Below are 15544 nucleotides of genomic sequence, written 5' to 3'. Positions count from 1 at the left end.
AATCATGTATTAGTGGCGGAAGTGACGCATGCCAGTGAAGACCATTGCAATACCAGCTTCATCAGCAGCAGCAATCGTTTCTTCATCACGCATAGAACCGCCCGGTTGGATAATGCATTTGATACCTGCTTTGGCAGCGTTATCAATACCGTCACGGAATGGGAAGAATGCATCAGATGCCATTACAGCGCCTTCAACTACTAAACCAGCATGTTCAGCTTTGATCGCAGCAATACGAGCAGAGTTAACGCGGCTCATTTGACCTGCGCCCACACCAATCGTTTGACGGCCTTTCGCATAAACGATTGCGTTAGATTTAACGTATTTCGCAACTTTCCAAGCAAAGATCAAGTCATCAATTTCTGCTTCAGTTGGCGCACGTTTAGTCACAACTTTAAGGTCATCTTTCGTGATCATGCCTAAGTCTTGGTCTTGAACCAGTAAGCCGCCATTCACACGTTTGTAGTCAAGCTGTGCTTTACGTTCAGTAATTGCTGGAAGTTCGCCACATACAAGTACGCGTACGTTTTTCTTCGCGCCAGTTACTTCAAGCACGCCTTCAGCAACGCTAGGAGCAATGATCACTTCAACGAATTGACGGTCAACAATGGCTTGAGCAGTTGCAACGTCTAATTCACGGTTGAATGCAATGATACCGCCGAATGCAGATTCAGGGTCAGTTGCGTATGCAAGGTCATAAGCAGCTTGAATGCCGTCAAGTGATACTGCAACGCCACATGGGTTTGCGTGCTTAACGATTACACAAGCAGGTTTAGCGAATGATTTAACACATTCAAGTGCAGCGTCAGTGTCTGCAATGTTGTTATAAGATAATTCTTTACCTTGTAACTGTTTTGCAGTTGAAACAGATGCTTCAGTTGCTGTGTCTTCTACATAGAACGCAGCAGATTGATGCGGGTTTTCACCGTAACGTAGATCTTGAGCTTTGTTTAATTGCGTGTTGAATGTACGTGCAAATTTGTCAGCAGTACCTTCTTCTTTACCTACGCGAGCGCCTAAGTAAGATGCGATCATACCGTCGTATTGAGCAGTATGTTCGAATGCTTTAACTGCTAAGTCAAAACGTGTTGCGTAAGATAAAGCACCCTCAGCTTTAAGCTCAGCAATCACAGTTGCATAGTCAGCAGCATTTACCACGATACCTACAGAAGCATGGTTTTTAGCAGCAGCACGAACCATTGTTGGACCGCCAATGTCGATATTTTCAATCGCATCTGCAAGTGAACAGTTTGGTTTAGCCACAGTCGCAGCGAAAGGATAAAGGTTAACAACAACTAAATCGATTGCATCGATGTTGTGTTCAGCCATCACAGCTTCGTCTAGACCGCGACGAGCTAAGATACCGCCATGAATTTTCGGATGCAATGTTTTAACACGGCCGTCCATCATCTCTGGGAAACCAGTGTGCTCTGAAACTTCAACTACAGCCACATTATTGTCTTTCAACAATTTGTATGTGCCGCCAGTAGATAAAATTTCTACCCCTAGAGCAACTAGGTTTTGTGCAAATTCAACAATTCCGGTTTTATCGGAAACAGAGATTAAAGCGCGTTTAATAGTCATGATCTTCGTCACAGTTATCAAGGAACAAATTAAATCAAAAAAGGCAAATGCAAGATAAAAAAAATGCCTGCGGAAGCCGCAAGCATTTTATCACTTATTCGCTCATTAAACCGTGAGCTTTTAACTTTTTACGTAAAGTGCCACGGTTCAAACCGAGAATCTCGGCAGCGCGTGTTTGATTACCACGCGTATACTCTAGAACTACAGATAAAAGAGGTTTCTCCATTTCTGCTAGCACCATGTCGTACACTTGAGAAGGTTGCTCACCTTGCAATTGTGCGAAGTAATGGCGAACTGCGCGATCTACGTGAATACGAAGAGCGACATCAGATTGTGCAGTAAAAATAGGAGATTTGCTATTCATGCGAATTAATCCGAAAAATCAAAATATCACTTGGGTAAAGTGATAGTTATAAAGTGGTCTAAAATTTAAATGAACTCCGTTTTAGATCCTAAAACGGTTGGTTCTAAAACTGTACATTTAGCATGCCACAATCTGTCAACTTGGTCGAAAAATAAGCGTAACAATAGTTAAATATATGTTACGGACCATTTTAAAAACAAAAAAATCTGCTCTATACGCGATATATATATAAGGCGCATTTCGCTGATGTTCTATTTGTATTAAAAAGACTGAAGAGATTGCAGCACAAAGCTTTCGTGGCGCGTATCATACCATTGTCTAAGAAAAAGTGAGCAAGAAAACTGCATTTTTTTTTAATTTTTTTGCAATTTTTAATAGTTTTTTTCAATTTTACGGGCGAATGATTTCTAAAGTATAGCTGTCGAAGCTTTTGCGTGCATGCGAGAGCTTAAAATTGAAGTTATATGGCGTGTTGCTTGGTATGCGCTGAATACCTGTAAGGCTGTCTGTGAGATAGTCTTTAGGTTGAATGTTGTAAACTGCAAATTCTTGTCCGTTGTGTTTTAGCTCTACACGAATGATTGGCAGTAATAGGCTACGAGTGTGATGATTGACAATTTCACCTCTAAATAAGACTTGGTCTTCACCATCAGCTTTTACACGTACTTTCTTTAAGTTAACTAAATTGTAGTGCTCTTCAAGCTTTGAACAGGTAAATACTTCACAGATACCATTAAAAGCACTGCTCATGATAGGGCTGTTTTTTAAATACTGTGGGTTAAACCAAAAGAACTGAAAGAGCAGTACGCTAAAGAGTAGGACGTTAACTGTTGTCCAACCTATATAGCTAAGTACGGAACGTTTTTTTTCTACTTCCGTATTTTCAGACCAGTTTAAAGCAGGGAAGTTGCCAATTGGGTCTGTACTAAAATAGTTAAGGTTATTAAGGTAAGTGCGGAGGTCAATATTTGAGTTTTCGACTTTTTGATCAAATATTGCTAATAGGCTATTGCTATAAATGTTGGTTGCAATTTCAGCTTGATCTGCCTCTAAGTTGATTTGTGCAACATCTATAGGTTCAGCCGAAATAGGGGTAGGTTTTTTTTCAACAGCGTTAAACATCTGGACGTTGTCACTTTGGACATCGACCAGATGTGATAATGCATTAAATGTATGGGAACATTTTGCACAGCAAACCATACCCTGCGAGATCGTCAACTGAGCGACAGATATGCGGTAAGTGGTCGAACAAGATGGACAAAAGGTCTGTTTGTTGCTCATAAATGCTTTTACATAAAATGATTAATACGAGTGACGTTTTCCAGAGATTCTGCACCAGTATTCGTCACGTTTTTCGACCTTTAATATATCAAAGAATTTACTGTAAATGTTAGAAACATCAGCAACTTGCTCTTCAATTACACCTGCAAGTGCGAACTCTCCCTCAGATTTAATTAAAGTTGAGAATTCTTCGGCAAGCATCATTAATGGGCCTGCAAGAATGTTTGCAACAAATACGTCAGCTTTTTCATTTTTAAGCTCAGAATTGAACTCTTCTGGTAGGCCGACATACAGACGATCAAGCACACCATTTAGTTCTGCATTTTGTTTTGTTGCTAAAACAGCTTGTGGATCGATGTCAGTTGCATAAACTTTTTTTGCACCCAACAATAATGCAGCTACGCCTAAAATACCTGAACCACAACCGTAATCGATGACAATTTTATCTTTTACGTCAGTTTGGCCTAACCATTGTAAGCATAAGAATGTAGAAGCATGGTTACCTGTACCAAATGCTAGGCCCGGGTCGAGCTTAATATTTACAGCATCGGCTTCAGGTGGTGTCATCCATTCAGGCACGATCCAGTATTTCTCACCAATTTGAATTGGCTCGTAAGCATCCATCCATGTGCGTTCCCAAGCTTGATCTTCAATAAACTCATGGCGTAATGGTGCTTCTGGCATTTGGGCAGTAATAAATGTTAATAAAGCATCAACATCAATTTCTTCGCCTTCTTCTTCGGCGTAGATACCTGTCACAATGACTTTGTTCCAAAGCGGTGTTTCACCCGGAAGCGGTTCTAATAAATCCTGATTTTCAGCATCATCTAAAGTTACGCTGACAGCACCTAGTGAACTTAGTAGTGTTTCTGTGAAATCTACTTGTGCTTGATCAACAGTAATATGAATTTGTAGCCACTTCACAGTTAAGAACCTAATCGTATTATTTAAAGAGCTATTGTAGCGGAACTTCATGAACTCCGACTATAGCTTGACGGGCTAACATAAAAATAAAAGGATACTAAAAACGTATCCTTTGATGAGTTTGGGCTTGAGTGAGTAAATGAAACTAAGTTAGTTGGGTTGAGTTTCGACTTCTGTTGGGGTAAAAGCTACAAATTTATTGAGCAACAGACCAAAGAGTGCGGCAAAGATATACATAAAAATTGAATAAACCGCTGCAGGCATTGCAATCGCTGTATTCATTAGTACAGTCAGTGCGATAGTCATAGCTAAAGTGCTATTGTGAATACCAATTTCAAAGGCACAGGCGCGGGCTTGTGCACTATTAATACCAAATAGGCGCGGTACAAAATAGCCAATACATAAGCTACAAATACAAAATAGCGCAGTTGCAATACCAACTTGAGAAATATATTCACCAATATTCTGCCGTTCTGCCACTATTGCACCAATAATGATTAAAACCAGAAAAATCACGGCAAATATGCGTAAAGGTTTGTTGAGCTTTTCGCTTAGGCGTGGTGAGTAATGGCGAATGAGCATACCAATGGCAACGGGTACAATAATAATGCTAAAAACTTGTAAGATTTTAGAGAACTGTAAGGTGATTTGTTGACCATCTTGCAGAAAGTGGGAAATCGCAAAATTGACAATTAAAGGTAAAGTAAACGCGGCAATCACTGAGTTAATGGCAGTGAGGCTGATATTGAGCGCTAAGTCACCTTTAAATAAATAGCTAAATAAGTTGGCTGTACTCCCGCCTGGTGAGGCAGCTAAAAGCATGAGTCCGACAGCGAGTAATGGGGGTAATGCCAGTAGTTTACATAGTAAAAATGCAATACTCGTAAGTACGATGAGCTGGCAACACAATGCAACAAGAACAGCTTTAGGGTGTTTTCCGACGCGAGCAAAATCTTTTAAAGTGAGCTCTAGGCCAAGTCCAACCATAATAATGGCAAGTGCTAAAGGGAGTAATATCGTAATAATTTGTGAGTTCATCCTTGCCTCGTTTGTTAATTTTTTCGAACTTAGTAAGCAGTGTTAAGTGAGCAAGCTCCTTGGTTGTGGATTGAAAGTTGTATTTAATTTCTTGTTGTTGCGAGATTTGATCTCAGATTTTTTATGGATTGCCTCAATCTGGTTGAGGCATGATTTGTTACTTCTTAAATAGTGTGTCGTTTGTGCAAGATTGAATACTGTATTAAGGTTTAACTTGGTTGCTGAGTAAATTGCTCTTTTTGCGCGTTAAGATATAGCCAAATCCAAAAGCGAATAAATACATATATATGGAATATACACCAGCAGGGATGGCAATGGTGGTACTAGATAGTACGGAAATTGCAATTGTGATTGAAATGGCGGTGTTGTGAATACCAATTTCAAAAGTACATGCACGGGCTTGTCGTTCTGTTAAGCCTGCTAAATGTGGAACCAGATAGCCAATAAACATACTGCTAAAGCAAAAAATTCCGACTGCAATACCAACATCGACAAAATATAAAATCACATTTGAGCGTTCACGGAACAGTGCATAAATAAAAATTGCGGTGAGAAATAAGATACACAGCATCCGCATGGGGCGATTACATTTTAAAGCAAGGTGTGGAAAATAATGGCGAATAAGCAAGCCAATACACACTGGGATAAAGATGATCAGAAAAATATAGGCGAATTTATCGGCCTGTATGCCAATCGTTGTATCGGACTGCATAAAGTAATGCAGTGATAGATTGACAATAAAAGGCAGAGTAAAGGTGGTAATCACTGAGTTGATTGCTGTTAAGGTTAGATTTAAAGCCACATCACCTTTAAATAGAAAACTCAGTAAATTAGCAGTCGGGCCACCCGGTGAAGCAGCTAAAAGCATAAGCCCAACAGCCAGCAATGGCTCAAGATCTAAGACCACACAAATGAAGAAAGCAATGCTGGTTAAAATGACCAGTTGGCAAAAAAGAGCCAAAAAAATAGCTTTAGGATAACGCCCTACACGTAGAAAATCTTTAACCGTTAACTCTAGGCCTAGCCCCATCATCATAAAAGCCAAGATGACGGGTAGGAAAAAAACAAATACACCCGAATCCATGGAATATCCTTATTTTTATGTTCCTTCTGGATTGAGTTTAAACAAGTTTTCTAAATAAGCAACAAAGAAAAAGGGCGAAAATTAAGCATTTTGCCCCTTAGTTTGGATGGAGTGTGAACTATATTACATTCATATATTAAAAATTATCGGGGACTGGGTGGTGCAAAGCCTAAAGCACATTTACCTTTCACTTCTTTACCATCTACTGTAATTGATTTGGCGTTTGCATCACTATGACATACCGAATTTAGCTCAGCTTCTGTGCCTAGTAGTTTAGTTTTGCTGCTAGAGAAAAACTGAGGCTGGCAGGTCCCATTCCAAATAATGCCGCGATAAGCAAAACTAACTTGATCGCCCTGGGTTTTGCCTTTACACACTTGTTGATACTTTTGTGCATCATAAGTGCTTTGAACTTTGTCATTTGCAGAGGCTGTAAATGAAGTTAAACATAAACCATAAAGCATGGCTGAAAGAAAAATATTCTTATACATGGCCGTTGTCCTTAAGTTTTTGTTGGAACACACTCTAGATTAATAAATAGTCAAAATAAAACAACCGCTATTGCGTTATGAAGAGGATATAAATGTTTTAAATTGCTGAATTTTGCAAATTACGTACAGGCTTAAATGGATTTAATGTGCTTTTGTGTAGTGAAAATAAGATAAAAAACGACTGAATCAGTCAACTTATAAGTGAAATTTTGCTATAATCTTGGGTCATCCATTTTTTGAAATCTCTCCATACCACTATGCATTATCCTAAAGTTTACGATGTCATTGTTATCGGTGGCGGTCACGCAGGTACCGAAGCAGCTCTCGCTGCGGCTCGCATGGGTCGACAGACTTTGCTTTTAACTCATAACATTGAGACTTTAGGGCAGATGAGCTGTAACCCAGCCATTGGTGGTATTGGTAAATCGCATTTGGTGCGTGAAATTGATGCCTTGGGCGGTGCGATGGCATTGGCTGCCGATAAAGGCGGTATTCAATTCCGTATTTTAAACTCACGTAAAGGTGCGGCAGTACGTGCAACACGTGCGCAAGCTGACCGTGTACGCTTTAAAGCGGCAATTCGTGAAACATTAGAAAACCAAGCGAACTTAGATATTTTCCAGCAAGCTGCTGATGACCTCATTGTAGAAGGTGATACCGTTAAAGGTGTGATCACACAAATGGGTGTTCGCTTTGATGCAAAAACTGTCGTATTAACTACGGGTACATTCTTGGGCGGTGTGATTCACATCGGTCTAAACAATGCATCGGGTGGTCGTGCGGGCGATCCTCCTTCAATTTCGTTGGCTGCGCGCTTGCGTGAATTGAACTTACCTGTAGGTCGTTTAAAAACAGGTACACCACCACGTATTGATGCACGTTCTGTCGATTTTTCTGTAATGACAGCGCAGCCGGGTGACTTCCCATCTCCGACGATGTCATTTATGGGTGATGCGTCTATGCACCCAGAACAAATTAACTGCTATATCACACATACCAATGAACGCACACACGACATTATTCGTGGCGGTTTAGATCGTTCACCGATGTATACGGGTGTAATTGAAGGTGTAGGTCCACGTTACTGTCCTTCAATTGAAGACAAAATTCATAAATTTGCTGATAAAGACTCGCACCAAGTATTCCTAGAGCCTGAAGGTCTGGATACTCATGAGTTATATCCAAACGGTATTTCTACTTCTTTACCTTTTGATGTGCAGTTTGAATTGGTTCGTTCAATCCGTGGTATGGAGAATGCACACATTCTTCGTCCGGGTTATGCAATTGAATACGATTATTTCAACCCACAAGCATTGAAGTTCTCTCTTGAAACCAAAGCAATTAATAACTTGTACTTTGCTGGTCAAATTAACGGTACAACAGGTTATGAAGAAGCGGGTGCACAAGGTTTACTTGCAGGTTTAAACGCTGCGCGCCGTGCATGGGATCAAGAACAATGGACACCAAAACGTGATGAGGCGTACATGGGTGTATTGGTTGACGACTTAATTACATTAGGTACCAAAGAACCGTACCGCATGTTTACCTCACGTGCGGAATATCGCTTAATGCTTCGTGAAGACAATGCGGATCAGCGTTTAACTGCGATTGGCCGTGAAATGGGTCTGGTAGATGATGCGCGTTGGGATTCGTTCTGCCAAAAAATGGAAGCTGTAGAAACTGAAAAAGGCCGTTTACAGCATCTTTGGGCTGCGCCAAACAACCCATTGGGTAAAAAATTCGTTGAAATGACAGGTGATGATCTGTCTAAAGAAACTAACGCAATTGATTTGTTAAAACGTCCAAATATTAATTTTGCTCAAATTGCTGAGCTTACAGGTTCAGAAGTGTCTGCATTTGTGGGTGAGCAAATTGAAATTGCAGTGAAATATGCGGGTTATATTAACCGTCAGCAAGAAGACGTTGCGCAAATGAAGCGTTTGGAAGATACCAAAATTCCTGCTGATTTTGATTATGACGCAGTTTCAGGTCTTTCTCGTGAAATTACCATGAAGCTTAAAGGTGTGTTGCCTGAAACACTTGCACAAGCCAGCCGTATTCAGGGTGTTACACCAGCGGCGGTTCAATTGGTGATGATTACGATTCGTAAAAATGCCAATGCTAAAAAATCTGCTTAAGATTTCAAGTTGAAATAAAAAAAACCCGCTTAGGCGGGTTTTTTTAAATTGTTTGGATTAATAAAGAAAGACCAAAATCAATAATGGTATTTTTTGCTATAAGAATATAAATCTTTAATAACAATATATGGGTTGGGGTTTAAATTGAATCAATTAAGTTTAGAAGATTTGCATTTAATTATTTGTGCAGATTTGTGTGATCAGATTGGAGATGGTGAATATACTCAGTCTGAGCAGGCATGCTTTGTCGCGGGAACTTTAGTACATACGAATAAAGGATTAGTTTCAATTGATCAGCTTAAGATCGGGGATATGGTGCTTTCTAAACCTGAATCTGGTGAAGGAGAATTGGCTTATAAGCGAGTTGTACATACATTTAAGACCAAAGATAAGAAGCCGATCATTTTTCAAAGATATATGACACAAGAGGGTGTCGGGTATTTGTTTTGTACTAAGGAGCACTTGTTTTGGGTGGATGAGTATATAAATGAAATTGAGGGAAAAGTTATAATAAAAGCGATAGGTTGGGTGCCAGCAATTCAGCTTGATGCTACGTGCTTACATTGCTTGCAAACTTCTAATCTTAAATTTGTTGCAGTTGATACATTTGAAGATCAATATAAACTCTTACAAAGTTCTACATTAGACTCTAGATTGGTTTATATGCATAACACCCAAGAACGTATAGGGGTTTTTGATTTTCGTAGTGGTAAACCTGTGTGTTTGAAAGGAGGTGGAGTGTTATTTGATTCACTTACGTCGGCATCGAGTAGTAATCTTTTACCGACTGAAGATATTTATATTTATCCTTCATCAGATGATATTCCTGAAGTGCAGGAAATCTTAAATTCAGGTGTTTTAGAGGGATATTGTGATTATGTCTATACTATTGAGGTAGAAGATTATCATACATATTATGTGGGGGATATTGGTATTTGGGTTCATGATATGGGTGGGTGTAAGGTATCTATTGGAATCTGATTTAAGTAGCATTTAAAGTGTGCGATCAGTGCATAATTTCAGGATTCGATGCGTTTTATAATAAATGGTGGCCTTTATGTTTCTTAAATGTAGTTTCAGGAAATTTTGGCGATTAAGGTATTTCATTCGCATATTATGCACGATTATTTTAAATACTTCGTTTTAAATAATCAGATGGAGATAAATCTTTAATTTTGAGTTTTTATTCTTTGGAAGCAATCAACATAATTTTTAAACTGATGGAAACTCTTTGCTAAAATACTCAAAGTTCCAAATTTTGATCATTCCAATGTCATGCTAACTCATTGAACTTGACACTTAAACCACTCAAAACATCGCTTGCCCACATTGTCATCAATACATCATCAATTGTTAAGAAGAGCAATATATTCAACTATGTGAGCACATTTTATTTATGGTGTGAATACATTACCAATGAATCCAAGCAAACCATGCAACAAACAGTTGCTGATTTTCCTGCCAATGATAATCAAATCAATACGTTTGCTGAGTTAATAGTTACGAACAATTCGTGCAATATTTGATTTTAAACTCTGATTTCGGTGTGGCAGGCTATTCGCGTTTTAATGGCTTAGCCTTTAACTTTTTCTTCGACTTTATCGTCAGCACTGTCCATGCCAAGCTTTTTAAGTTTGAGTGTCAGCGTATTGTCAGCAGTCTTGAAGTCCAGCCATATGGTGCTTACGGCCACGGGGTTGCTGTAAAGTATCATTGATTAGTGCGCAATTTCTTGGACTGTAAAGCTCATTATTAATATTTGTTAGTAAGTAATTGTTTGATTGTAATACATTTTAAAAATAGAAAAAACACGACTAGAATTCTCAACAGCACAGCATTTTATCTGAAATCGTATTATCTATCGTTTTTTATTATGGTTATATAGTTATAAGCTTTACTTTAATTAAGTAATTGTTTTTTAATTATAAATTTAATTATTTAGACGTAAAATATATTGATATACAACCTTTTGTCTATAAGTTTCATTAAGTTTGGCTTATAAATCAAGCTTTAATCCGACTATTGTAGTGGTATTTATTGTGACTCAATCGGCAGAGAATGCACACACAGTCAGATGTGGCTGTGTGTGTACTACGGATGGAGTTAGATCATGGCACAAGTACAAACGAGTAAAATACAGAAAATTTTAACGGTATTTTTGTGTTTCTGGGTGGCGTTTTTTGAAGGTTTTGACCTGCAGGCACCTGGGATCGCGGCGAAAGGAATTGCAGCGACATTTTCATTAGATCAGGTACAAATGGGCTATGTGTTTAGCTTAGGGGTATTTGGTATGTTATTCGGTGCATTTTTTGGTGGCCGTGTAGCAGATTATTTAGGGCAAAAGAAAGTGTTGATGCTTTCAATTGCGATCTTTGGCGTATTTATGACAATCACTGCATTGGCGCCAAGTGTAGAAATATTATATGCAGCTCGCTTTTTTACAGGCTTAGGTTTGGGGGCTGCTATGCCAACCATGATTTCAGTGGTGGGTGATGAAGCAACTGAAGCAAACCGAGGTAAATTAAACAGCTTGATGTATTGTGGCTTACCTGTAGGTGCAATCTTTGTTGCAAGCTTGGCTATTATCTTTAAAGATATTTCTTGGCACACATTATTTTTAATTGGTGGTTTAACACCTTTAGTATTGCTTCCATTTATGGCAGTTATCTTAAAAGATAAGCGCAAAGAAAAGGTTGAATCTGTAGCAGTAGAAGCTGTACCGCCTATGGCGCAAGTGCTATTTGCAGAAAACCGCTACAAATACACATTGCCACTTTGGGTGAGTTTCTTCTTTACCTTGATGGTGAACTACATCTTAATCAGTTGGTTGCCAAACTTACTTATGGAGCAAGGCTTAGAAAAATCACAAGCATTTATGATTATGCTGATTTTCCAAGTAGGTGCGGTTATTGGTACGCTTGGTTTAGGTTATTTACTTGACCGTTTAAAGTTGTGGCAAATGGCTGTGATTATCTATATCGGTCTATTTATTGCGGTATTAATTTTATTCACAACCAAATCTATTCCATTGTTGGTATTTGCAGGCTTAATTGGGGGTATTTTCTCTACAGGCGGTCAATCGATTCTGTACGGCATTTCACCAATTTTCTATACCTCAGCAGGCAAAGTAACAGGTGTAGGTAGCGCAATTTCTCTTGGTCGTTTAGGTGCTATGACAGGTCCATTACTTACAGGTAAGATTTTGGCTTTAGGTCTTGGTACTACAGGTATTTTACTTGCAAGTGCACCAGGGATTGTATTGTCAGCGGTTGCTGTGGCAGCGTTATCTGCTTATAAATCGAGTAAAAAATAACGCGAATTGTTGTGGTAAAAATTGAGATATAAAAGGAAGCTTTGGCTTCCTTTTTTTTGTGGAATCTGATATTCAGGCTAAGTTAGAATATAAAAATAGCATCAGCAAATACTGAGTTTTTGCTAAAATCATTTGATTCACTCAAGATATAAATATTCATGGCTTATCAACTTATTCAACTTCCTATTCAGGCAACCGATAATATTAACTGCCCACATTGCCAGCAAGCCGTGATCAATTGGTCAGAAGAGCAATATGTACAGCCCTGTGAGCATACGTTGTTTATTGCGATGGATATTGGCTTTGAATACATTACGGATGAATTTGAGCATACTTTGCGCCGTACTGTAGATGATATGCATGCCAACGACGATCAAGTGGTGGTGATTGAGGAGCTAACAGCATCAAGCTATCCAGATTTTGTTATTTATCAGTCAGATTTAGGTGTTGAAGGTTACTCGCGCTATGTGGGGATTACTGCTTAATGCACTAAGGTTTCAATAAAAAAGGCTAATCCGAAGATTAGCCTTTTTTATTGCATGAGCCGAGAGAATTAGCTTTCTAATTCTTCTTCAACTTCATCGTCGGCACTGTCCATACCTAGCTCTTTGAGCTTACGGGTAAGCGTATTACGTCCCCAACCTAAAAGCTCAGCTGCATGGCGTTTACGACCACGGGTTTGCTGTAATGCGGCATTAATCAGTGTGCGCTCAAACATTGGTGTGGCAATGTCTAGAATCTTCATTTCGCCATTTTTAAGCTTTTGTACCGCCCATTGGCCAAGTAGCTCGTCCCAATGGTGAATTGAAACACGATCTAAAGTATTTGGCGCAGGCGAGCCTTCACCACTTTGGTGAATTGGAATTTGTTTGAGTTCAGAAGGTAAATCTTCAGGATAAACCTCACGACCTGTAATCATCACTGTGAGCCAGCGACAAGTATTTTCCAATTGACGCACGTTGCCTTGCCAAGGCAGTTTTTGCATATATTCTTGCGTTTCAGGACGCAATATTTTTGGACTGACGCCCAATTCTTTACCTGCACGCGCCAAGAAGTGCTGCGCAAGCATAGGGATGTCTTCGCTACGGTGTGCAAGTTTTGGAATGTGAATACGAATCACGTTCAGGCGGTGATACAAGTCTTCGCGGAAGCGACCTTCATGAACAAGTTTTTCAAGGTCCTGATGGGTTGCAGCCACAATACGTACATCAACCTTTACAGGAATATGTCCGCCTACGCGGTAGAACTCGCCATCGGCCAATACACGTAGTAAACGTGTTTGGGTTTCAAATGGCATATCGCCAATTTCATCTAAAAACAGCGTACCGCCATTGGCTTGTTCAAAGCGACCTTGGCGTTGTGTATTTGCACCCGTAAATGCGCCTTTTTCATGACCAAACAATTCTGTTTCAATCAAATCTTTGGGAATAGCAGCCATGTTGAGTGCAATAAACGGTTTGCTACTACGCGGAGAGTGGCGATGTAACGCATGCGCAACCAACTCTTTACCTGTACCAGATTCACCATTAATGAGTACCGTAATGTGCGATTGTGATAGACGACCAATAGCACGAAATACTTCCTGCATTGCAGGAGATTCACCAATAATTTCAGTGGATTGAATGGGTTGAACGGTTTTTGCAGATTCTTGTTGTTGAAGCTTCGCAATATGCAAAATTGCACGATTGACCAAGGCCAATGCTTCATCAATATCAAAAGGTTTTGGTAGATATTCAAAAGCACCAGTTTGATAGCTCGACACGGCAGATTCTAAATCTGAGTGCGCTGTCATAATAATGACAGGAAGATCGGGATGACTACCTTTGACTTTGCCTAGGAAAGTCAAACCATCAATACCGGGCATACGAATGTCAGTTAAGATGACATCGGGTGCATCTACACTAAGTTGATCGAGTGCAGATTGAGCCTCTTCAAAGCTGGTAACATCAAAACCTTCTTCTTTAAATGTTTTTTCTAAAACCCAGCGCATCGCGCGATCATCATCGATGACCCATATTTTATTTCGCGACATGTCCTGACTCCCAAGGTAAATATAAGCTAAAAGTTGTTTTGCCGGGAACAGATTGGCATTCAATCATTCCGTTGTGTTGATGCATAATATTTTGCGCAATACTGAGGCCTAAGCCTGTACCTTTAGCACGTCCAGTCACTAAAGGATAAAACACAGATTCTAAAATTTCTTCAGGTACACCTGGGCCGTTATCTTCAATGTCAATGCGTACAGCAGAGCGTTTGAGTACACCATTAATGGTAACTAGGCGCTGAATACGCGTGCGAAGAATCAGTTCTGGTTGGTGTTCTTCAAAGAAATCTTTATTTTCAGTCATGGCTTGCACAGCATTAACGCTAATGTTGAGCATGACTTGAATAAGTTGATCGCGATCGGCCATGACATCGGGTAAAGAAAGGTCATAGTCACGTGTGATTTTTATTTTCTTTTTGGTTTGGTTCGCAATGAGGGCACGTACACGTTCTAAAGGCTCGTGTACATTGGTTGGTTCATAGCTTGGAAGTTGGCGTGAACCCAGCATGGTGTCGGCCAAATTACGCAAACGATCGACTTCACTAATAATAATGTCGGTAAATTCACTGTATTTAGGGTCATTTAAACTACGAGCCAAAAGCTGTGTTGCACCGCGGATTCCGCCCAATGGGTTTTTAATTTCATGTGCCACGCCACGAATTAATTGGCGTGCAACTTGGTGTTGCTGAATTAGGTTTTCTTCTTTGGAGATTTTAAGCATTCGGTCAATTGGATTAAGCTCAATAATCAATAAAGGGTGATATGACTTGCCTGAACTTAAAAGCGACACCGTGTAATCAACATGAATGTCTTTGAAGTTCACATTAATCGTTGCTTCGCGTCGTGTATAAGGTTGCCCAGATTGTAGGGTGTTGTTTAGGGCTTCTTCTGTATTGAATTCATCATTGGGCATGTGCAATAAATGAAGTACAGGCAGGCCTTCAGCCCGAAGTAAACTGATGTCAAAAAGTGCTTCACATGACGAATTTAAGTAATAAATATTGAGATTACTATCGACCAGTAAAATCGCTGTGGTTAAATTATCTACTAATAGCCGATAATCGATGGTCATAGGTTGATCCATTAGCGGTGGGTGTTCTGTTTTAAAATGGCGCAATGGCATCTTCATAAGGCATTCTGTTTTCAGTAAACGGACTGAATTGATGCAGAGTAAGCAAAATGCACGCCAACTTTTCTAAAAGAACGCCAAATTTGAGTGCTGAATTAAAAGAATGTGCCGAAGTTGGCCTTTAATTTAAATGTATAGCGAATAAAAAAAGGGC

13 protein-coding genes are annotated in these 15544 nt (G+C 39.6%); 4 read left to right on the top strand and 9 right to left on the bottom strand.

Annotation, left to right across the window (positions count from 1 at the left end; translation table 11 throughout):
* Positions 1-9 precede the first annotated feature (9 nt).
* The 7 genes from purH to EXE29_RS06005 all read right to left on the bottom strand — a co-directional run bounded on the left by purH (position 10) and on the right by EXE29_RS06005 (position 6766).
* Positions 10-1584, bottom strand: a complete 1575-nt coding sequence (gene purH, locus EXE29_RS06035; protein WP_117006951.1) for a bifunctional phosphoribosylaminoimidazolecarboxamide formyltransferase/IMP cyclohydrolase — start codon at positions 1582-1584, stop codon at positions 10-12.
* Positions 1585-1678: 94 nt separating this feature from the next.
* On the bottom strand, positions 1679-1948 hold the full coding sequence (fis, locus tag EXE29_RS06030) for a DNA-binding transcriptional regulator Fis (RefSeq protein WP_001086304.1): 270 nt from the start codon (positions 1946-1948) through the stop codon (positions 1679-1681).
* 390 nt (positions 1949-2338) lie between these two features.
* Positions 2339-3229, bottom strand: coding sequence for a DUF3426 domain-containing protein (locus tag EXE29_RS06025; protein ID WP_120364186.1), 891 nt, complete (start codon positions 3227-3229; stop codon positions 2339-2341).
* 21 nt (positions 3230-3250) lie between these two features.
* Positions 3251-4153, bottom strand: coding sequence for a 50S ribosomal protein L11 methyltransferase (prmA, locus tag EXE29_RS06020; protein WP_106986705.1), 903 nt, complete (start codon positions 4151-4153; stop codon positions 3251-3253).
* A gap of 150 nt (positions 4154-4303) precedes the next feature.
* Positions 4304-5191 (bottom strand): bile acid:sodium symporter family protein, encoded by an 888-nt coding sequence (locus EXE29_RS06015; RefSeq protein WP_120364187.1) that lies wholly within the window; start codon positions 5189-5191, stop codon positions 4304-4306.
* A gap of 202 nt (positions 5192-5393) precedes the next feature.
* Entirely contained in the window at positions 5394-6275 is an 882-nt protein-coding gene (locus tag EXE29_RS06010; protein WP_117006949.1) for a bile acid:sodium symporter family protein, read from the bottom strand.
* A 143-nt stretch (positions 6276-6418) separates the two neighbouring features.
* Positions 6419-6766: a hypothetical protein gene (locus tag EXE29_RS06005; protein ID WP_117006948.1), complete on the bottom strand. Its 348-nt coding sequence runs from the start codon at positions 6764-6766 to the stop codon at positions 6419-6421.
* Positions 6767-7023: 257 nt separating this feature from the next.
* Here EXE29_RS06005 and mnmG point away from each other — a divergent pair, with 257 nt between their 5' ends.
* The 4 genes from mnmG (at position 7024) to EXE29_RS05980 (ending at position 12702) form a co-directional block, all read left to right on the top strand.
* Positions 7024-8904, top strand: coding sequence for a tRNA uridine-5-carboxymethylaminomethyl(34) synthesis enzyme MnmG (gene mnmG / locus EXE29_RS06000; RefSeq protein ID WP_120364188.1), 1881 nt, complete (start codon positions 7024-7026; stop codon positions 8902-8904).
* A gap of 144 nt (positions 8905-9048) precedes the next feature.
* Positions 9049-9885, top strand: coding sequence for a Hint domain-containing protein (locus EXE29_RS05995; protein ID WP_120364189.1), 837 nt, complete (start codon positions 9049-9051; stop codon positions 9883-9885).
* Positions 9886-11014: 1129 nt separating this feature from the next.
* Positions 11015-12217, top strand: a complete 1203-nt coding sequence (gene mhpT, locus EXE29_RS05985) for a 3-(3-hydroxy-phenyl)propionate transporter MhpT (RefSeq protein ID WP_120364190.1) — start codon at positions 11015-11017, stop codon at positions 12215-12217.
* A gap of 158 nt (positions 12218-12375) precedes the next feature.
* Positions 12376-12702 carry a hypothetical protein gene (locus EXE29_RS05980; protein WP_120364191.1) on the top strand — a complete coding sequence of 109 codons (327 nt, stop codon included), beginning with the start codon at positions 12376-12378 and terminating at the stop codon, positions 12700-12702.
* A 68-nt stretch (positions 12703-12770) separates the two neighbouring features.
* Here the strand turns inward: EXE29_RS05980 and glnG are convergent, their stop codons facing one another.
* Positions 12771-14249, bottom strand: coding sequence for a nitrogen regulation protein NR(I) (glnG, locus tag EXE29_RS05975; protein WP_106984835.1), 1479 nt, complete (start codon positions 14247-14249; stop codon positions 12771-12773).
* On the bottom strand, positions 14236-15345 hold the full coding sequence (gene glnL / locus EXE29_RS05970) for a nitrogen regulation protein NR(II) (RefSeq protein ID WP_120364222.1): 1110 nt from the start codon (positions 15343-15345) through the stop codon (positions 14236-14238). Before glnL ends, glnG begins: the two co-directional genes overlap by 14 nt.
* Positions 15346-15544 lie beyond the last annotated feature (199 nt).

Source organism: Acinetobacter sp. WCHAc060006, assembly GCF_004209135.1.
GTDB lineage: Bacteria > Pseudomonadota > Gammaproteobacteria > Pseudomonadales > Moraxellaceae > Acinetobacter > Acinetobacter cumulans.
Note: the sequence above shows the minus strand (reverse complement) of the source record. Positions and strands in the feature narration are given on the sequence as shown.

Coding starts and splice junctions, on each gene's coding strand:
- glnL (WP_120364222.1), bottom strand. CDS start 15,345: ATGGATCAACCTATGACCATCGATTATCGGCTATTAGTAGATAATTTA.
- EXE29_RS06015 (WP_120364187.1), bottom strand. CDS start 5,191: ATGAACTCACAAATTATTACGATATTACTCCCTTTAGCACTTGCCATT.
- EXE29_RS06025 (WP_120364186.1), bottom strand. CDS start 3,229: ATGAGCAACAAACAGACCTTTTGTCCATCTTGTTCGACCACTTACCGC.
- purH (WP_117006951.1), bottom strand. CDS start 1,584: ATGACTATTAAACGCGCTTTAATCTCTGTTTCCGATAAAACCGGAATT.
- EXE29_RS06005 (WP_117006948.1), bottom strand. CDS start 6,766: ATGTATAAGAATATTTTTCTTTCAGCCATGCTTTATGGTTTATGTTTA.
- mnmG (WP_120364188.1), top strand. CDS start 7,024: ATGCATTATCCTAAAGTTTACGATGTCATTGTTATCGGTGGCGGTCAC.
- glnG (WP_106984835.1), bottom strand. CDS start 14,249: ATGTCGCGAAATAAAATATGGGTCATCGATGATGATCGCGCGATGCGC.
- EXE29_RS05980 (WP_120364191.1), top strand. CDS start 12,376: ATGGCTTATCAACTTATTCAACTTCCTATTCAGGCAACCGATAATATT.
- mhpT (WP_120364190.1), top strand. CDS start 11,015: ATGGCACAAGTACAAACGAGTAAAATACAGAAAATTTTAACGGTATTT.
- fis (WP_001086304.1), bottom strand. CDS start 1,948: ATGAATAGCAAATCTCCTATTTTTACTGCACAATCTGATGTCGCTCTT.
- EXE29_RS06010 (WP_117006949.1), bottom strand. CDS start 6,275: ATGGATTCGGGTGTATTTGTTTTTTTCCTACCCGTCATCTTGGCTTTT.